The sequence below is a fragment of the Paenibacillus sp. CMM36 genome (genome assembly GCF_053570945.1).
Genome location: NZ_JBSEDY010000006.1, coordinates 130434 through 149588 on the forward strand (window position 1 = coordinate 130434; position 19155 = coordinate 149588).

The 19155-nt window shown below is 41.3% G+C and carries 18 protein-coding genes and 3 pseudogenes; 8 read left to right on the forward strand and 13 right to left on the reverse strand.

Annotation, left to right across the window (positions count from 1 at the left end):
* Positions 1 to 5: 5 nt before the first annotated feature.
* The 5 genes from nikC to ACWA2B_RS14425 all read right to left on the reverse strand — a co-directional run bounded on the left by nikC (position 6) and on the right by ACWA2B_RS14425 (position 5333).
* Entirely contained in the window at positions 6 to 860 is an 855-nt protein-coding gene (nikC, locus tag ACWA2B_RS14405) for a nickel transporter permease (RefSeq protein WP_449292318.1), read from the reverse strand.
* The gene (gene nikB, locus ACWA2B_RS14410; protein ID WP_449292319.1) at positions 857 to 1801 is read right to left on the reverse strand and encodes a nickel ABC transporter permease; all 945 of its coding nucleotides are present in this window, start codon (positions 1799 to 1801) and stop codon (positions 857 to 859) included. Before nikB ends, nikC begins: the two co-directional genes overlap by 4 nt.
* 1 nt (position 1802) lies before the next feature.
* The gene (gene nikA / locus ACWA2B_RS14415; RefSeq protein WP_449292320.1) at positions 1803 to 3338 is read right to left on the reverse strand and encodes a nickel ABC transporter substrate-binding protein; all 1536 of its coding nucleotides are present in this window, start codon (positions 3336 to 3338) and stop codon (positions 1803 to 1805) included.
* Positions 3339 to 3644: 306 nt separating this feature from the next.
* Positions 3645 to 4130, reverse strand: a complete 486-nt coding sequence (locus tag ACWA2B_RS14420; protein ID WP_449292321.1) for a GyrI-like domain-containing protein — start codon at positions 4128 to 4130, stop codon at positions 3645 to 3647.
* A 273-nt stretch (positions 4131 to 4403) separates the two neighbouring features.
* Positions 4404 to 5333 carry a LysR family transcriptional regulator gene (locus ACWA2B_RS14425; protein WP_449292322.1) on the reverse strand — a complete coding sequence of 310 codons (930 nt, stop codon included), beginning with the start codon at positions 5331 to 5333 and terminating at the stop codon, positions 4404 to 4406.
* A gap of 235 nt (positions 5334 to 5568) precedes the next feature.
* Here ACWA2B_RS14425 and ACWA2B_RS14430 point away from each other — a divergent pair, with 235 nt between their 5' ends.
* From ACWA2B_RS14430 to ACWA2B_RS14440, 3 genes are read left to right on the forward strand one after another with little or no spacing between them, the layout of a single operon-like run.
* On the forward strand, positions 5569 to 5859 hold the full coding sequence (locus ACWA2B_RS14430) for an MBL fold metallo-hydrolase (RefSeq protein WP_449292323.1): 291 nt from the start codon (positions 5569 to 5571) through the stop codon (positions 5857 to 5859).
* A 55-nt stretch (positions 5860 to 5914) separates the two neighbouring features.
* Positions 5915 to 6394, forward strand: coding sequence for a GNAT family N-acetyltransferase (locus ACWA2B_RS14435; protein ID WP_342426197.1), 480 nt, complete (start codon positions 5915 to 5917; stop codon positions 6392 to 6394).
* Positions 6395 to 6447: 53 nt separating this feature from the next.
* On the forward strand, positions 6448 to 7725 hold the full coding sequence (locus tag ACWA2B_RS14440) for an MFS transporter (RefSeq protein ID WP_449292324.1): 1278 nt from the start codon (positions 6448 to 6450) through the stop codon (positions 7723 to 7725).
* 160 nt (positions 7726 to 7885) lie between these two features.
* Here ACWA2B_RS14440 and ACWA2B_RS14445 read toward each other — a convergent pair.
* Positions 7886 to 8041, reverse strand: a pseudogene (locus tag ACWA2B_RS14445) (recombinase family protein); the annotation flags it as partial.
* 4 nt (positions 8042 to 8045) lie between these two features.
* Between ACWA2B_RS14445 and ACWA2B_RS14450 the strand changes: the two are divergent.
* Both ACWA2B_RS14450 and ACWA2B_RS14455 read left to right on the forward strand, forming a co-directional pair.
* Positions 8046 to 8432 (forward strand): annotated as a pseudogene (locus ACWA2B_RS14450) (DUF4158 domain-containing protein); the annotation flags it as partial.
* 26 nt (positions 8433 to 8458) lie between these two features.
* Positions 8459 to 8733: pseudogene (locus ACWA2B_RS14455) on the forward strand (Tn3 family transposase); the annotation flags it as partial.
* A gap of 114 nt (positions 8734 to 8847) precedes the next feature.
* Here ACWA2B_RS14455 and ACWA2B_RS14460 read toward each other — a convergent pair.
* Entirely contained in the window at positions 8848 to 10311 is a 1464-nt protein-coding gene (locus ACWA2B_RS14460; RefSeq protein ID WP_449292364.1) for a DHA2 family efflux MFS transporter permease subunit, read from the reverse strand.
* Positions 10312 to 10448: 137 nt separating this feature from the next.
* Between ACWA2B_RS14460 and ACWA2B_RS14465 the strand changes: the two genes are divergently transcribed.
* The gene (locus tag ACWA2B_RS14465) at positions 10449 to 11018 is read left to right on the forward strand and encodes a TetR/AcrR family transcriptional regulator (RefSeq protein WP_029515149.1); all 570 of its coding nucleotides are present in this window, start codon (positions 10449 to 10451) and stop codon (positions 11016 to 11018) included.
* Positions 11019 to 11220: 202 nt separating this feature from the next.
* Positions 11221 to 11472, forward strand: a complete 252-nt coding sequence (locus ACWA2B_RS14470; RefSeq protein ID WP_029515150.1) for a YolD-like family protein — start codon at positions 11221 to 11223, stop codon at positions 11470 to 11472.
* Between the two features lie 206 nt (positions 11473 to 11678).
* Here ACWA2B_RS14470 and ACWA2B_RS14475 read toward each other — a convergent pair whose 3' ends face one another.
* Entirely contained in the window at positions 11679 to 12008 is a 330-nt protein-coding gene (locus ACWA2B_RS14475; protein ID WP_342434183.1) for a DUF3817 domain-containing protein, read from the reverse strand.
* A gap of 378 nt (positions 12009 to 12386) precedes the next feature.
* Between ACWA2B_RS14475 and ACWA2B_RS14480 the strand changes: the two genes are divergently transcribed.
* Positions 12387 to 14438, forward strand: a complete 2052-nt coding sequence (locus ACWA2B_RS14480; RefSeq protein WP_449292325.1) for a stalk domain-containing protein — start codon at positions 12387 to 12389, stop codon at positions 14436 to 14438.
* Between the two features lie 299 nt (positions 14439 to 14737).
* Here the strand turns inward: ACWA2B_RS14480 and ACWA2B_RS14485 are convergent, their stop codons facing one another.
* From ACWA2B_RS14485 to ACWA2B_RS14505, 5 genes are read right to left on the reverse strand one after another with little or no spacing between them, the layout of a single operon-like run.
* On the reverse strand, positions 14738 to 16126 hold the full coding sequence (locus tag ACWA2B_RS14485; RefSeq protein WP_449292326.1) for a HAMP domain-containing sensor histidine kinase: 1389 nt from the start codon (positions 16124 to 16126) through the stop codon (positions 14738 to 14740).
* The gene (locus tag ACWA2B_RS14490) at positions 16117 to 16776 is read right to left on the reverse strand and encodes a response regulator transcription factor (RefSeq protein ID WP_029515155.1); all 660 of its coding nucleotides are present in this window, start codon (positions 16774 to 16776) and stop codon (positions 16117 to 16119) included. The genes ACWA2B_RS14485 and ACWA2B_RS14490 overlap by 10 nt, the downstream gene beginning before the upstream one ends.
* Positions 16777 to 16813: 37 nt before the next feature.
* Complete coding sequence (locus ACWA2B_RS14495; protein WP_069011822.1) at positions 16814 to 17572, reverse strand: lantibiotic immunity ABC transporter MutG family permease subunit; 759 nt, start codon at positions 17570 to 17572, stop codon at positions 16814 to 16816.
* A 1-nt stretch (position 17573) separates the two neighbouring features.
* A complete protein-coding gene (locus tag ACWA2B_RS14500) occupies positions 17574 to 18305 on the reverse strand; it encodes a lantibiotic immunity ABC transporter MutE/EpiE family permease subunit (RefSeq protein ID WP_342434180.1) in 732 nt (243 codons plus the stop codon).
* 1 nt (position 18306) lies between these two features.
* Positions 18307 to 19014, reverse strand: coding sequence for a lantibiotic protection ABC transporter ATP-binding protein (locus tag ACWA2B_RS14505; protein ID WP_069011825.1), 708 nt, complete (start codon positions 19012 to 19014; stop codon positions 18307 to 18309).
* Positions 19015 to 19155: the final 141 nt, after the last annotated feature.

Below are 19155 nucleotides of genomic sequence, written 5' to 3' on the forward strand. Positions count from 1 at the left end.
CCAATTCACTCCTCTGTCCGGGTTTTAACATCATAACGGTCGCGTAGTTTATCTCCAAATACGTTTGCTAGTAGCACGGTTAGCACGACAGCTATCCCAGGAACCAGCATCAGGTGGGGAGCCATTTGAAAATACGCTCGTCCTTCATTCAACATAGTACCCCATTCCGGAATTGGTGGCTGTGGACCTAAGCCCAAAAAAGATAGGGAGGCAATCATTAAAATAATTTTGCCGACATCCAGCGTAGCCAGCACAAGAACATTCCCTATTGCATGGGGGAGAATATGTCGCATGACAATCCGCAGGGAGGAAGTGCCCGCCAGTATGGATAACGAAATGTAATCCTTTTGCTTTTCAGCCAGAACGCTACTACGCACCAGACGTGCATAACCAACCCATTTTACCGCAGTCACCGCGAAAATAAGATTTACTAAGCCTGGTCCGAGCAAACCGCTCAGTACAATGGCAAAAATATAATCAGGTAATGTCATGAAGGCATCGACCACCCGTTTGAATACACGATCCATCCAGCCTCCAATAAATCCTGAAAGCAGACCAAGAGGGACCCCGACAACCAGCGAAACGGCCAAAATCAACAAACTGGTTCCGACAGTCGTCCGAAGTCCAGCTATGACTCTCGATAGTACATCTCTGCCCAAATGATCCGTTCCCAGCCAGTGCGTAGCGCTGATCGATTGTAGTCGATTCCCCATCTGGATACGATATGGATCTTGCGGAGCAAGAAACGGAACGACTGTAATTGCTGCAAGAATGAGCAGGATGGAGAGCGACACGATCCATGTTTTGGACAATCGCGTTTTAGTGAGCTGCCCGTTTTCCGCATGTACGGATTTTATCATGATAAACGTTTCTCCTTCAAAGCGATTTCAGGATTGACCCAACGGTAGGACAGCTCTACCAAAATATTGATACATACAATGAATCCAGCCATAAATACGGTATAGCCCTGAATTATGGGGTAATCCCTTGCAGCAATGGCATCCACAATCCATTTTCCCAGCCCCGGATAGGCGAATAGCACTTCAATCACGACTGTGCCTCCCAGTAGGCTACCTATACTCTCACTGAATACCGTAATGAGTGGAACTAGACTGTGACGGAGCATGTGTCTGAAAAAAATGCGGATGGGGCTGATGCCACGCGCTTGCGCCGCTTTGATAAAGTCTTGCCCCGAGCTTTCAATCAGACTTGCGCGAATCATTCGTACATAAACGGCCGCCATTGCTAATCCCAAGGTAAGAGAAGGGAGTACCAAATGAAAAGCGGTTCCTTCGCCCATAGACGGCAAAATGCGCAATTTAACTGCAAACCATTCGATAAACAAAAGCCCCAGCCAAAAGCTGGGAATCGAGGAGCCGATTAAGGCAAACACACGACTGGCGTTGTCAATCCAGCGGTTACGGTAGAGCGCAGCCATCGTTCCCAAGGGTAGAGCTATTAGCAGCAAAATGAACAGAGAGCCTCCGGTCAGCAGCAGCGTATAAGGCAGTTTTTCCATAAACTCTGTGAATACCGGACGATGGGTTAAATAAGATTGTCCAAAATCAAACTGAAGCAACTGAACCAGCCACTTACCATATTGCACAGGTAATGGTTGGTCCAGCCCTAGTTGGCTGCGCATATCCGTAATTTGCTGATTGGACACAGCTACATCATCGACTCGGAGAATGCTCCGGACGGGATCGCCCGGAACAAGCTTAAGCAGACAGAAGCTCACAAAGGAAAGAATAAGAAAGAACAAAACTAGTTCAAGAAACTTTTTGGCCATGGATTTGAACATGCTAGTTCACATCCAGGTCCTGGGTTAGCAAGTAATATTCACTTTGGCTAGTTACCCAGTTATGTACGTAATCGCGATAGGCCACTACGTTGTTTGGATGGACCAGAAAGGATTGCAGATTTTCTTGGTCAATCAGTGTGACAGCTTTCAGCGCCAGCTTGTTGCGTTGTTCCTCATTCACGGTTGTGTTCAGCTGTGAAATCATACTCGCGAGTTCCGGTACATGCACACGCCCATAATTTAGTGCTCCTTCAGGCATGTAAGCCGCATTTAGAAAATAGCTTGCATCGCCGCGCGGGGCTGTAATGCTACTATAAGTCGCTAAATCCCAATCCTGATGAGCGGTAAGATATTCGTCAATATTATCAACCTGACGGATATCAATCGTAATGCCAAGTTCTTTAGCATTAGCCTGAATCAGCTGGGAAATGAGTGGAAGTTCCGCTCTCGACTGGTAAGTTAGTAATGTAAGTTGAAGCGGCTTGCCGTCAGGGGTTGCAACTTTTCCGTTCTGCACTGTATATCCAGCTTGCTTGAAGCCTTCTCGTGCAGCATTTAAATCAAATTTTTTCGTAATATATTCCGGCGAAAATGGAAAGTCGGGCAAGAACGGCCCTTGAGCAGGGGTTCCCTGGCCGGACATAATACCGCTGGCAATCTCATCACGGTTGATCAGGTTATCGAATGCCTTACGCACAGCCGTCTTTTTCAGATCGTTATTGTTCATATTGTAAATAAGTTGATGCGTTCGCAAACTAGGAAGTGAGTCAACCTTAACAGTAGAATCAGCTTTCAATAGCTCCAGGCTTTCAATTGGCGGGCGATACACAATATCAGCAGTTTTGGCTTGAAAAGCAAGCTGACGTGCATTGGCGTCTTCGTTAAACATGAATTTGGCATGCTTCAACTTTACTTCACCGTTCCAATATTGTTCATTGCGATCTAAATTCAGTTCACTTCCAGCACGGAAGCTGGCAACCTTGAACGGTCCCGTCCCAGATGGGAGGTCACCTGTAGCTGTGGTGTCTATAATAGCCGTATTTGGATGAACCAGTTCAGATACAAATTCCGGAAAAGGCTTGTCTGTCGTAATGGTCAAAATCTGTCCATCCGCATGAATATCACGGATATGTAGCGCATTTTTGACCGAAGGATTAAGTTTTAGCGCTCTTTCCAAAGAGGCTTTGACAGCAGCGGCATTGAGGGCATTACCGCTGTGGAAGTTCACGCCAGGTCGGATGTTGAAGGTCCAGTGCTGTCCGTCCTTGCTGTCCCATTTCTCTGCAAGCCAAGCTTCCAGCTTAAGATCCTTGTTCACTTTGATCAGTGTTTCACTTACTCCAGCACGAACAGCTGTGTAATTTACGTCTGCATGAGGATCTATAGAAGGGCTTTGCACATTGAACAATAAGGTAACACTTTTATCTTGTGGTGCAGCAGATGGAGAGGGTGAAGCTGACGGAGATGAAGCGCAGGCTGCCATCATTACCGCCATTACCGCAGGTATAAATAGTTTAAAATACGAACGTTTAAACAACAGGAAGTCCTCCTTAATAGTAATCGTAATTCTTACGCTTTAGTTCATAAATCATATCGTAACTAAATGAAGGAGCTTTGTAAATATGTAATTGATGAATGTGTATGTAAATTCATATGAAAAAGGCTGCGTAACCAATAATAAGTTGGTTAGCAGCCTTTAGTTTATTAAGGGGTAGCGTCAGGAAAATGCGGATTTACAACGTTAAGGAAATCCTCATATTAAAAAGCCTAATTTTTCAATAAATGCTGGGAAATTAGGCTTTTTTCGTTATTCCATTACAGCGCCCTTTTCAAGAAAAACCGTTTATGGTTTAGCTATAGGTATTAAGATTTCAAAATGAGGGTCGCTTGAGTCAGAATTATTTGCGTATTTTTCATGCTTTATTGGCAGCTCATCATAATATTCAACATCTTGCTCTTTAAATGGTACGTATTCACTTCCATTTAACCATTCCAAGATTTTTTCATATGTTTCTTCAATACTGCCACCTTTATGTTTTGTTACCAAATAAGTCATTTCTGGAACATTAACTTCAACCATTCCTTCTATAAGTGGTTGTTCTCCCTGCACTTCATAGGCAGAATAGTAAACGAAACCATCAGGTCGAAGATGATAAGACAATCCTAATCTCACATCTGTATTAACAGCATATTCAAACTCGTCTACTCTTCTGATTGAATTTTGAATTACATCTTTTATGGTTTCAATTTCAGTAAATGCAACGTCGCATTTAAGCCCCACAACACGATATGCAGGGAGATTTTTAATTTCATATTCAAACCTGCTCATTATATTCCCTCCAATAATAAAATGAGATACTTTAATAAGTTCTGCTTCCTAAAAATCCTTCTTCGAATTGTTCTGTTAAATGGCCCTTTAATGGAATAAGGAACGATTATTGTTTCTTTTCCGACAGCGTAATAAACAATAAAAGAACGTGGTGCTGATATATATACGTTAATACATTTTTTATCTTGATTATCTTAATTTTAATTGAATAGACTACTAAATATTTTAGCTGCTATTATGGAGGAGAAAATGTAACTAAGGCCTCCGGTTGCCTTAACAAATAATTTCCTCACATGACCAGTCTCTTGTGTGTTTCAGTGTAATATCGATAAACTTTGATAGAGCGGGGGAAATCCACTTGTTTTTATGATAAACAACTTGGGCTGAGATCTGTTTAAGATCACCTTTGCAAGGAATAACCTTTAACCTTCCATCCTTGATTTCATTATTTACAGTTATTAATGGTAAACAAGCAATACCCAGCCCACTCATTACGCAACGTTTTATCGCCTCAATACTCCAAAGTTCCATCGTGTTGGAAAGTACGATTCCTCTTTCTCGAAGATATTCTTCAAACATGGTTCGATAACTGCATTCTTTCTCATTCGTGATCAAACACTCGTTTAACTTTTGGTTTTCATAGCTTTGATCTAAAACATTCAGCGGGTTGTCATGACTTCCAACAAGGACAATAGGCTCGTCCAATAAAGAATGTACGATTAAATCTGAATCCTGAAACGTTGGCATGATAAGAAATGCAATATCTGCACTACCATTAAGTATTGCTCTCTTGTTATCTCCGCAAGTAGCGTTACTTAAAATGATGCTTACATGGGGAAACTTATTTCTATATTCTCTTAATATAGGTTCAAGTCGATAAACCGTTAAAGATTCAGGAGCAGCAATCCTTAACTCGCCTCTTATTTCATCACCATCATTTACAATGCTTTCGATTTTTCCGTAAGTATCCAAAATTTCTTGAGTATAGTGCAATAATTTGTTGCCTATATCAGTCAATCTTACCTTTCGACCCATCCGATCAAATAGAGGTGCACCCAAATGTTCCTCAAGTGCTTGAATATGAGAAGTGACCGTGGATTGAGTGTAACCTAAATGTTCTGCTGCTTGTGTAAAGCTACCAAATTGAATAACTTTATTAAATGTAATAAAATGACGTATTTCCATCAGTTCACCAACTTTCAATGTAATATCACTTCTATAGTATCAGAAAAATCAATGGATAACTTCTCGAAATTCAATTTTACTAATAATTAGTTTCGGGTTAATCTTAAGGAAATTTGAAAACAGAAGGATATTATGTGAAAACGATTCTGGACGTGCCTTTTAATTAAGGTATTTACAACGCTAAATAGTCAGGGAGGAGAAAGGACATGACGGAAGTTAAAATCAAAAAAAATCCCCTAAACTGGGATGTACATTGGTAGATTGGGTTGTCAAAAGTGGTAAAAACTTAACCACAATCTATATCACTCATGGTCATGGTGATCATTTCTTTGGTATAAAGATGCTTTTAGATTTTTTTCCTGATGCAAGAGCGATAGCAACTCCAGGTGCTGTCAAAGCCATGCAAGAACAAATATCTCCTGAATCTCTCTGGCATAAACTCTTTCCTGGTGAGATACCTGAGGATCTAGTCGTCGCTCAGGAACTTGAAGGAAGTGAGTTCCCAGGTGCACTTTGGGGAGCAGCAAAAGCAGCGAAATCTTAATAAAAGGTATATATAATAGCATTCTTTTAATAAACACGGTTGGAGGAGTTAATAAATGATTACGGTTTACGATGATAGTTATAAAGAAGAAGTCATTAAATTAATATTGCATGTACAGAATGTCGAATATGAAGTGGGTATTAGTCTTAAAGAACAACCGGACATTCTGGACATTCATTCAAATTATATAAATGATGGCGGTAATTTTTGGATAGCGTTAAATGATAACGGAGAGGTCGTAGGTTCAATTGGTTTGCAAAAGAAAAATAAGGAGGTTGCTGTATTAAAGAAATTTTTTGTTTATAAAGACTACCGTGGCAAAGAATTTGGGACAGGAAAAAAGCTTTATGAAGCTCTGCTTGATTTTGCTAAGAAACAAGGTTTTTCTAAGATAATTTTAGATACCCCATCTAAAGCCACTAGGTCACACGGTTTCTATAAAAAGGTTGGATTTAAAGAGATTAATAAAGAGGATTTGCCAATTAAATATGATTATCCTGACCGCAATTCAATTATATTTCTATTAGAACTATAACAAAAGGAAAGAAGGTCTTATTTTTATGGAATAGTTAAACGGAGGGTTTGTCTTTGAAGAATAAGATTATATTGTTTTGTTTACTAAGTACTGTATTACTCGGGGTAATGAATAGTTTCTTTTTTAATTTAGCTCTCGTACCAATTGCTAAAGACTTAAATATTTCTATATCTTTTAGCAGTTGGTTTATCTTAGGGTATTCAATTATGGTCACAGTAGGTTCAATAATATACAGTAAGCTTGCTGAAAGCATTCAATTAAAAAAACTATATCTATTTGCTTTAGTTATCTTTGTTCTTTTCTCTATTTTGGGCTTTTTTATGGATCATTTTTATTTACTTGTATTATCTAGAATGGCACAAGGAGTCGGAGGGGCAGCCTTTATTTCACTGACAATGGTTGCAATTATAGATGTACTTGATCGAGCATTATTACCGATAGGTCTTGCTTTTATAAGCTTTGCTATGGCTTTAGGATCAGGTTTAGGACCTTTACTGAGTGGTGTTATTCTATCCATAACGGATTGGCACATGTTATTTTTATTTATGAGTTGTGCAATAATTTTTATACCAATTTTATATTTTACTTTTCCAGAAAATAAGGTAGAAAATAAGACTCCATTTGATTGGTTAGGGACGTTTTATTTATTATTATGTATTCTCTTTTTATTATGTGCCTTGAACATCAATTTTCTTTTTACTATTTTTTGTGGTTTATTTTCCCTATTATTTATTCGCCATATCAATACCGTTTCTTACCCAATTATTGATAAAAAAATATTTAATAATACAATTTTTGTTAGAATAACTAGTCTTAGTTTTTTGTTATTTTTTTTGCTAGGAGCAAATGTTTTTCTTCTCTCTTATATTTTTTCTTATACTTTTAATCCCATACAGGCTGGAATCCTATTTTTTATAAGTGCTTTAATAGGAGGGTTTGCAAGTATAGGGATTGGGAAGAATATGACTAATAAAAATGTGAAAAAATTCTATAGAATAGGATTATATATTTTTTTCATAGGTTATTTAATTAGTATTTTTAACTCGAAAATAGGCATAGTATACATTTTAACAAGTGTTTGTTGCTTCATTGCCTTTTCTGTTGTACAAGTTGCTTTAAATAATTTATTAGATTTGGAACTGAAAGAATCCAAGAAAATAAGTATTGGTGTTTATAATTTATGCAATTTTATCGGTATGAGTATTGGTGTAGCATTATTTAGTAAATTAGTTATTATATTTAATATAAATATTTGTTTTATTTTCTTATTAGCGACTGTGATTACAAAAGGATTCATGTCAAACAATATTAATACAGCAAAAGGATACTAGTACTGAGTGAAACTGAAGGGATTTTCAGACAGATCGGTCATTGGCTGGTTAGTTAATCAGCTTTCCAACATACCCATTTATATTATTCCTTTGGATAGTAAAATAATATTTAACAATGGTAAGGAGATAACTGGTTATGAAATATATTCGTTCAATGCCTGTAGTTCATTCCTGGGTGTTTATCTGTATATTTTTTTACCCTTCCTCGATATTTTCCATTTTGCTTAGCCAATTTTATCCCCGAACGTTGCTTTTCTTTAATCATTTCTCGATCTAGCTCACTGAATGCTGCCATAACAGTTAAAAAGAATTTACCCTGTATGAAAATTGCGAGAGGTAGAGAATTGCTTACACCGGAACAGCGACAGGCCCTTATGCAAATCCCTGAAGATGAGTGGGTGCTAGGGACCTACTACACTTTTTCCAGAAGAGATTTAAAGATTATAAATAAGCGAAGGAGAGAAGATAACCGTTTAGGGTTCGCCGTTCAATTAGCCGTTCTTCGATGTCCCGGTTGGCACACACTCATATCAAAAGCTTCTCAGATACATTTCATACATTATATATCGAAACAAATCGGTGCCAATCCATCTTCGCTTATTCTTTATCCTCAAAGAGAAAATACACTTTGGGATCATTTGAAAGAAATTCGTAGTGAATACGACTTTGTAACTTTTACTCTAAAAGAATATCGAATGACATTTAAGTGTTAAAAAGGGTTAGCATTAGTCTTTTTCATCGTAAAGGAAAACTTAGGGAACGAACCATACAGCATCAGCTTCAAAGAGCCAGTGCTTTAAATATAATTATCAATGCCATCAGTATTTGGAATACTCTACATCTAACAAAAGCAGTTGAATATCAAAAACAGACGGGGAGTTTTAATGAAGACTTGATGTTCCATATGTCACCTTTAGGCTGGGAACATATAAATTTATTAGGAGAATACCATTTTAATTCGGAGAATGTAGTCTCTTAGATACTTTAAGACCACTGAAACTTTCTTAGCGTTGTTAAAAACGGGGGAATCGTCTTGAAAACGGGCTTAGCGTTGTAAATCCGCATTTTCCTGACGGTACCCCATTAAGATATTTTTAGTTTGCTATAGCAAAAAATTATGAATTAATGCATGGGTGCTTTGGCAGTGCCATGTTCAACATGAACTCTGCGGATGAAAAACGCAAGGATCAACCCGATCACACTGATGATCATCGCAAAGAAAAATGAATTCTGAGATCCGATTACCATGGCATTAGCCATTTCATTTACGGATTCAGGCATACTGGATTGGCTCAAATAGCCATCCATACCTTTAGAGAGAATACTTACCGCTACGGCTGTACCGATAGCACCAGCGACTTGTTGGAGCGTACTCATAATGGCCGTTCCATCTGGATATAGATCCATAGGGAGCTGGTTAAGGCCGTTTGTTTGAGCTGGCATCATAATCATGGAAATGCCGATCATTAGGCAGCTATGAAGCACAATAATGAGTACAAGAGTTGATGTTGTTGTAATGCCAGACAGGAAAAACAAAACAGCGGCTACGATCACAAGTCCTGGAATGACAAGCCATTTGGGACCGAATTTATCGAACAATGAACCCATAATAGGAGACAAGAGGCCGTTGATAATCCCACCGGGCAGAAGTACTAAACCTGCTGTTAGAGCAGACAGAGCCAGCCCCTTTTGCAAAAAGAGTGGAAGAATCAGCATCGTAGAAAGAATTGTCATCATACATAGGAATACCATGATAACACCAATAACAAACATAGGATATTTAAATACACGCAAATTCAACATAGGCTGCTTCATTTTCAACTGGCGTACAGAGAACAGAATCAACGATATCAGACCGACAATCACAGGAAGCAGAACCATCAGGCTAGCCCAACCTTCGCCACCTTCTCCGGATTTACTGAAACCGAACACGACACCGCCGAAGCCAATGGAAGATAACAGGATAGATAAAAAATCAATTTTGGGCTTGGTCGTTTTTGAAACGTTTTGCATAAATAAAATACCGCAAATCAGTGAGAGAACCAAGAACGGAAGGGAGATCCAGAAGATCCAGTGCCAAGACAGATTTTGCAGTACCAGTCCTGCAATGGTAGGGCCCACTGCCGGTGCGAACATAATGACCAATCCGATGATCCCCATAGCCGCGCCTCTCTTTTCAGCTGGGAAAATGATCAAGATGGTGTTAAACATCAATGGCAATAACAACGCCGTGCCAATGGCCTGAAGAATACGTGCGATCAATAGCACTGAAAAAGTAGGTGCAAGCGCAGCAACGAGACAACCAGCTATTGAGAACAGCAACGATGTAACAAACAGCTGTCTTGTCGTAAAGGTTTGAATCAGCAATCCCGATACAGGTACTAAAATACCAAGTGTAAGCAGATAAGCGGTTGTCAGCCATTGGGCTGTTGCAGTTGTAATATGCAAAATCTGCATCAAATCATTCAGTGCAATGTTAAGTGCCGTTTCACTGAACATCCCAATAAAGCCGCTAAGGAGCAGCGCAATCATAATAGGTAGCACCTTGAACGTTTTGGGTTCAGAGGGTGAACTTGTTTGACTCATTGTACTCATGTTGTTTTTGTTCCTCCAAATAAATTAATAGTGTTGAATTATAACAATCGGTCTATATATAATAAACATGTTGTTATTTTTTTGTCAAAGTATAAGTTGTAAATATTAAATAATGAAGGATGCTGTATATGGCTGCTAAACCCGAATCATACGAGAATATCGTACAAACCGCATCGAAGCTCTTTTTTCATCAGGGGTATCACGCGACCGGACTGAATCAGATTCTTGCGGAGAGTGGATCACCGAAAGGGTCACTTTATTATTATTTTCCGCGTGGTAAAGAAGAATTGGCTTTGGAGTGCATAAGAAGAGGGAATGAGTTTATAAAGCAAAAATTAAAACAGACACTGGACGGGAATGATAATCCAGTGCTAGCCATTCAGGATTTTATTCGTAATACAGCTGAGGAGGCAGACCGTACCGGCTTTAACGACTTCATGCCGATTGGCTTCTGGGCTGCTGCGGAAACTTCCTGTATTAGTGAATCGCTACGTCATGCTTGTGTGAATACGTTTACAGATTGGCAGCACATCTATATGGAGCGTCTTCAGGAATCGGGCTGGGACGAGGAAAAGGCACGCAGTCTGGCGGTACTTATCATTTCGATGCTCGAAGGTGCATTGATTTTGGCCGTTACGCAACAGAGCAGTGCTCCTATTTATAATATCGTGGATTACATTCCACAGTTGGTCAAATAATCCTGTCTCTTCAATTTTCAATCTCTCCTAATGAGCTCCAACAAGTAACTTTAGAGAGCCGATGTTCTCGTTTTTGAGAACTCGGCTTTTTTGTGGTTCTGAGACGTAATTTTACTCACATTACCAGCACCAAATGATGAAAAGTATGGTAAAATAGAATGAATTTGATTTTGATTTTGCACGAAAGGAAGGGTGATAGCAAGTGGCAAAAGCGAAGGTACCCAAACGGCCTACTCGGGATGAATTTGTACTGGAGGAAATCGGGAATCAGCTTGTAGAAGCACAACGAGAGCAATCCGAGGTTGTATTGACCGTATGGGGACGCGCAGAAACAACCCGCGGACAGATTGTTAAAATGGACCCAAGAACAGGGAAGGTTCATGTAGAGAGTAATGGAGAAACGGATAAAGTTCCTTTTATGGATATTATGAGTGTAAATTACCCGAGAGATTAGTTGTTGTGATTACATAAATATAGCAGAAAGGGACAACAAGAATGACAAAGTTAGAGTCTCCCTTACTGCGTGGGAAAGTAACAATTTAAAATTCGCGTATACAAAAACAACCGAGTGGTTTAGAGCCATCGGTTGTTTTTGTATACTGCTGCATGAGTGGGAAGAGAAAGCCGCGTTGTTGTATTAGCACTTGCCCTTGTACATGCTTATGTAGCTTTTATCGGGCTGGTATGACTCGCACGTGCTTCGGCTTTCTTAAGCACCTTACGATCAAAAATGAAGGGGCCAAACGGCAACAGTGAGGCAATCAAGGCAGCAAGACTTTGCAGTAGCGTTATTTTCCGCATAATCAGCATGACCACAGTCGCTACAACATAAGCCACGAACAGTACCCCATGGATCATACCCACCCAGCTTACCATTTGCGGTATTCCAGCTGTGTATTTAAGTGGCATAGCGATACACACAAGCAGTAGATATGAAATTGCTTCAATATTACCAATGACACCAAACATCTTAAAGGCATTTTTGAACATAATACACCTCTTTCTCTTATTACTTAAAATTTAATATATCCTATAATGCATTGTTATTAAACGGTAGAAAGTTACGATATATCGAATATTTACGGCAGATGCCAACGTCACACAGCTTAGCGCTCCTGGAAACGATAATTGTAATTTCATTTAACTTGTCAAAATGTGTATCCCTATTGTATGCGCGACCCCCTATCAGTAAAAATACGGTGTGAAGCCTAAACATTTTGTATGCAAATTCCGATAACAGTTAAATGAACGTGTGTACATTATGGTACATATTTTAAAAGCTGGATTGCAGCAGAAGGGCTTGTAAGCTTAACTTATTAGTTTTTGACAAATAAAATTTCCATACTGGTATCAAGGAGAGCATAGAATATGAATAAAAAACGTTTGCGTCAATGGATGGCTCCGTTCGCAACGGCTACACTGATTTTGAATACGGGATATGGCATTTTGACACCCGATGCAGTGGCTAGCGCGTTGCCGACTGAGAGGCATTACTCAAATCTGACAGGCCTAAATACAACACAGTTACATACCAAATTAGCAACCGCTCAAGGTAGTCAATTGCCTGTTACTTCAGGTCCGAAAGTGACTACGTTAACCAAAGGTTATGGTCAGAACACCTATCTTAACCAAATGCTAAAAGTAATGTCGAGCCAAATAGTGACTGCGAATATCGCGCCGGCAGAGGTAAGCAATCTGACAGCGGTTCCTACAGAAACAACAAAAGTAAATTTGTCCTGGAACAATCCGTCGGACATCAATTTTGACCACGTAAAAGTGGTTGGTGTTACTAACGATGTGTATGTAGATAACATTCGAAGTAACTCTTATATGTTGAGCGGTTTACAGCCGAACACGACATATACCTTTCGCGTGAAAACGGTGAATAAGAGTGGAAATGAATCTCTCGGTACAACAATACAGGCTAAAACGGCTTCCGGTGATGGTCCTGTGGATAAGACACCACCAGGAGAAGTAAGCGGACTGACAGCGACGAATGTAGGATATAATGGATTTACCATCAATTACATATTGCCTAAGGATGCTGACTTAAGCCAAGCGATTGTCTATTTAAATGGTACAGAAATTCAAAGAACCACAGGCACGTCTTACACGTTTAATGTCTTGAATGCTGCCACAGCCTATACCGTAACGGTCAAAACGATAGACAAATCCGGAAATATATCTCAAGGAGTTAGTATTCCAGTTACAACTTCTACGGTCTCTACCGATATCGTGCCCGATGTGACAGGTGCTTCAGTGACATCAGTTAATAACTATAGTGTTACTGTTTCCTGGACAAGGCCTAGCGGAATTAGTACGGTCAGTCTGTATAAGGACGGGCAACTGGTAACCGATTCAACAGGAACATCCTATACTTTCAACAATCTTTCGGCAAGCCAGACCTATACGTTCACGATAAGATCTAAGCGAAGCACAGGTACATTGTCCTCCGGTGTGAGACTGACTGCCACAACGGACAGTACGTCCTCCAATTCGTCAGAAGTGTCCAATCTTGAAGTAGATAGCAAAAGCGACACCTGGATCAAAATCACCTATGATATGCCGAGTCGAGCCGACAAGGTGAAGATATATGTGGATGGTGATTATAAGGGGACTACAAGCTCTGAGTCCTATAAAATCACGGATTTGCGAGAAGGACGCTGGTATGAGATTAAGGTCGTGACTGTCAATAGTAATGGAAGAGAATCTAGCGGTGTAAAGATATCAGAACGCACGGATTCGGATGGTTACTACTCTTCTTCATCTAGTTCATCGAACTATGAGAAAGCAAGAGATTTGATGCGAATTGCGGAAAACAGTCTGAATGCATCCGACTGGCGTTCTGCCAGAGATGCAATCAGTGATCTGCCGAGCGGAACCCGTAAAAGCGATCTGCTGGATCGGCTAGAAGCTATTCGCAATAGAGCGATTGGTACCGGTAGTTCATCATCCGGGACGAGTTCTACTACGACAACCACTTCTGGTACAACGTCTTCATATCCTAACAATGCGGTTTCCTCCTATTCATCTTCGTTCACCCTGACACCAGGAGCTAAATCAGCTTATGTCGATGGTCGTGCTACGACGATGGCTCAGGCTCCTCGGATCATAAATGGGGCGACGATGGTCCCGCTGCGCTTTATCAGTGAACGGATTGGTTACGAGGTAAATTATGAAAAATCGACCAAAAAGATTATTCTGAATCGACCTACAGACGGCAAACAGGTAGTGCTTCAAGTCAAGAATTCGACTCTTGCCGTATATGAGTTAAACAACTCTAGAAGTTATTCGACGAACATCACTGCTCCGGTTATTGTTAACGGCTACACGCTGGTTCCATTACGAGTGATTAGCGAGCTTTCGGGGTATCAGGTGAACTATAATACTGCATCTAAACAAATTACGATTACCAAATAATTGTTTCTGTTAAAAGAGTTCTAAAGTGAAAACTTTAGAACTCTTTTTTGTCTACTATCCAACAAGTGTACGTAAAATGCGAAAAGGGGCGCTTTATAAGCGCCCGCTAATAGAGTTATAAATTGACAATCAGCTACTCTGTAAACAAGTTATTTTGGCTAAAAAGAATATCAAGCTGCTTAAGAACTTCTACAGTTAGTTGAATACCCAGCGTTTGAAGATTAGTTTCGATCTGATTAGGCTTGGTCGCACCTGGAATGATTAAGGTATACGATAGGATTGATTCTCGCTTGTATGATTCATGCACTGATTGGTATTTCAATGCTTACCTGTCCGCCGCTTGTCTGGGTGGAGTTGGCGATGTTCAGCTTTCCGCCATGTAGGTTGACAATGGATTTTGTTATATACAGGCCCATACCGTAATGTCCACTTAATCTTCTGGATGAATCACCCATATAAAACTGCTCGGCGGCCTGTTTGAGACCTGCTGGAGAGAAGCCCGGGCCTTCGTCTACGATGCTGAACCGAATACAGTTTTCAACAGATTCTACGATCAGCTGGATCTCGCTGTATTCAGGCGCCTGATCTACCGCATTAGAAGCAACATTCATAATGGCACGCTCAAGTAGCACTGGGTCTGCATACAGCGTCTTAGGGAGGTTATATGCAGCGAATGCTACAGATATTTTTTTGACAGCAGCCAAGGCCATTATCTGATCTTTCACTTTCGATAAACAGAAGTCAGCATCCATCGTTTCCGCCCGCAGGGTGACTAGTGTTTCCGCTTTTGAAATGTCAATGAGAGTTTTAATATACTGCTCCATCTGCCTGGTGCTTTCCGCAATATAATCCGTATAGTTCTTTTGCTCTTCGGACTGTTCGGTCTCGGACAGTAGCTCTACGTTTCCACGAACGATAGTGAGTGGTGTTTTGACATCGTGTGCTAGAGCGGAAATTTGCTCGCGGCGGGATTTTTCGAGATTCCACTGTTTCTGAAGCGATGCCTTTAAAGTTTCTTTCATTTTATCCATGGAATGCAGCACCTGATCGATCTCCATCACGCCACTGAACTTGATTGAGAAGTCCAAATCCTGTGCTTGAATTTGTTTGGTAGCCTGCTGCAATCCGATCATCTTACGTGCCAGCTTTCGTCCGAAGGAGGAAGCCAGTAAAGCACCTCCCCCCAGGAAGGCGATACAGAACACGGCCAAAAAGGACAATTCTGCGTTCGGCAGATATTGACGCAGGATAGGAAGTTCAAACTGTGCCGAGACAGAATAGCGCATCACAGTAATTTCATCATGATGTGGAACTTTTACATAGTTATAGGGAAATTGATACACAGTATTGCTCTGCTGCGTAACACTCCAAGCGGCTTGGGCCTGGTTTTCAGAAAGATTTCCTTCAATGAGGCGGCCTTCCGAAGTGAACAACGCGTACTTATACAGTTTTATCTGAGAATTCGGTTGCAGGGTCTTGCCCGCTTCAATGATTGACTTGTCCTCCCGTACCTGCTTCTCCGCATAGTTCGCGGGAAGAATGGCCCCATAAGATATCAGGGCATAGAAGATGAGGACCAGGAACAGAGCGAGCGCAATCGTCCCAATACAAAACATAACTAAATAACCCAGGAAAATGGTTCGTAATTTGGTAGTCTTGCGTGCTTGTTGTACTTTGGTTACTTCCATCGGTAGCCGATCCCCCAAACCGTCTCCACTGGAGAAACCTCTACTTTGCCAAGCTTGGCCCGGATATTTTTGACATGCTCCACAATGGTGGCGGAATCGCTGTCCCCATCCAAGCCGAAGACCGCTTCGTAAATCTGCTCCTTAGAGAATACCTGCCCCCAGTTCAAAGCTAGAAACTTACATATCTCATATTCACTTTTGGTAAACGGGACTACAACATTCTGAACGGTGATTTCCTTGCCAGACAAATTGAAATGAACTTCCCCGATGCAGAATACATTACGCCGTTCACGATTCTCCCGTCTGAGATGGGCGTTGATTCGTGCGCGCAGCTCTCCAGTGCCGAACGGTTTGACAATATAATCGTCGGCTCCATCCCCAAGCCCCAACATCACATCGTTCTCCATGGATTTTGCGGTAAGAAACAGTATCGGACAGTCTACCTTGCTGCGAATTTCCCGGCAGAGTGTGAATCCGTCCATGGTAGGCATCATCACGTCAAGCAGTATAAGATCAAATGCTCCGAGCTGCATGGTGAGAACCTGTGGGGAGGCGGAGACCACCGTGACAACATGGCCATCTTTCTGCAAAATATTTTGAAGGAGTGCCAAAACGGCGGGTTCGTCATCAACGGCCAACAAGTTTGCCATGCTTTATTCACATCCCTTGCTTTCTTTACTCTAATCTTTACTCCAACGAATTTTGTCCTTCCCAACGACAAATCCATAACCCTAATAATACCATGATGACTAAGGTCCCTACTACGCAATATCTGATTCCCAAATGAAGCTGTATAGCTTCAGGGATAGAATCTGCTGAGCTTACGCCGTATTGCACCCAGATCGTGATGAACCGGGCCGCCCAAGCAGAGGGAACGAATATCCAATTATGATCACCCAGCCCTGTAAGAAGCAAAGCGGACAATAGACTCTCCATAATACCCAGACCGATGGAAGCTCCTTTGCCAAATCGCAAACTAATGAAAAAATGCAGAATATAAAGGAACACACTGGACACAAACAGAATGCAGGCAGCCAACACATAAAACTTCAAGCCATACGGGGACTCTTTCATAAGATATATATAGCCAGCCCCAAAGCCACCGGAGGCAAGCAGCACACTGCCAAATCCCAAGATCAGAAGCAGGGTGAGCTTGCTCAGAAAAGGTAACAGCTTCACCGGCGAGGTCAAGAGGTGTTGGAAATTTCCAGCGACTGACTCCTGCTCAACAGCAATGGAGCATACAATACCAATCATGGTAGGAAGAACCACAGCCAGGACCTGCAAATAGCCGTCTATCTTCGAAATCGGTGAATACGGAGTAAAGGAATAGTAGGCTAGAAAGATTGCTATGCCTAAAAGCGGCACAAACAGCTGCACAAGCAGTAAGGGCTGCCTTCTAAGTTTAAGCACATCGGATTTCAGATAGCGGAAAAAAGAAATCATCTTATTTAGCCTCCCGCTTGCGGAAGGACATCGCCGTCAGTATCGACAGAATTATAAACAGGCAGATTGTGATCACTAGACCGGGCACAATCACACCTTTATCCAAAAGTGGATCTCCTGAAGGAACGGCAAGCCCATTAGGCAGCACTTGAATGACGACGCACATCAATCGTGCTGGAATAGCATAGGGTACCGCCCACCATACAGAAGACGTAGCGAACAAGACGGTGCAGGCTACGTTGCCCAGCATGTTGATGATTAGGGTGGCAAACATGCCTATTCGATCCGTCAGGAACAGGCAAAGTGGAACTTGCCACAAAAAGGTGATGAAGAGGATCAGAGTTGCAGCGACGCTTTCTGCTAGTGTCACGGTAGTTGAGAATACGAATCCGCCAAGAGTTATCCCTATAAATAAAATAATAGAGGAAACCATTAAGAGTCTTACGCAAACCCCGATTTTACCGTACCATACCTGAGCCAAATCTACAGACATGCCAAGGACAGCACGGTATTTCAGCTTCTTGCCATCCTTTTGGATCACTCCTGAGCATATTAAGGTGAGCGCACCTGGCAGCAGCATGAAATACCACCAATTGTAGCTGGCGCTTTGGAGCATATGTCCCCCCATGAGCACGGTACACAGAAGAAGAGTAACGATGGGGGCCAGCCAGACCAGCTTTTTCGTGAAGGTACGCTTTAATTTTAGATGCTCGGCGGCTATATATTGCTGCATCCTACTCATCCCCTTTTCGGTATTCCTGTGCAATCTGCATGAACAACGATTCCAAGTCTTGTCCTGGTGTAACCGCCTCTTGGTAAGCTAATATGCCACCAGCGATAATACCGACATGGTCAACGATTTGTTCGACTTCGGATAAAATATGACTGGAAAGAATTACGGTAATTCCTTGCTTCGGGAAGGAGCGAATCAGCTCGCGTTGCTCCTGAATGCCAATGGGGTCAAGTCCGTTGGTTGGCTCATCTAAAATTAGTAGTTTGGGATGGTTGAGGAGCGCAATAGCAATGCCCAGCCGCTGTTTCATGCCCATCGAGAACTGGCCAGAGCGTTTTTTCCCGGTATGAGTCAAATCAACAATGTTCAGTACTTCATCAATTCGTGAATCAGGTAGTCCGAGCAAGGTTGTACGAACCTTTAAATTCTCTCTAGCAGTCAAATTCTCATAGAGTGGAGGAGATTCGATCAGTGCGCCGATCTGAGCGAGATATTTTCGTGACCAGGGTTTTCCTTGGAATAAAATTTCACCGCCTGTCGGACGTAGCATACCAGTTAACATTTTCAAGGTGGTTGATTTTCCAGCCCCATTTGGGCCAAGTAGCCCATAGACGGAATTCTCCTGAATAGACAGTGTGACGTTGTTCACCGCCTGTTGCCGTCTAAAGGTTTTGCAGAGATTTTTAGTCTGTAAAATAATGTTATCCATATCAGTTCATCCTTTTCATTCGTTCTGACAACTACTTTACAGATCAATTCTAAGAACTTTATAAGGATAGAAATATTAATGTTTCAAACTTTATGCATTCATGCGGTATTCGCTATAATGGATACAGTGATTTAGGAAAGG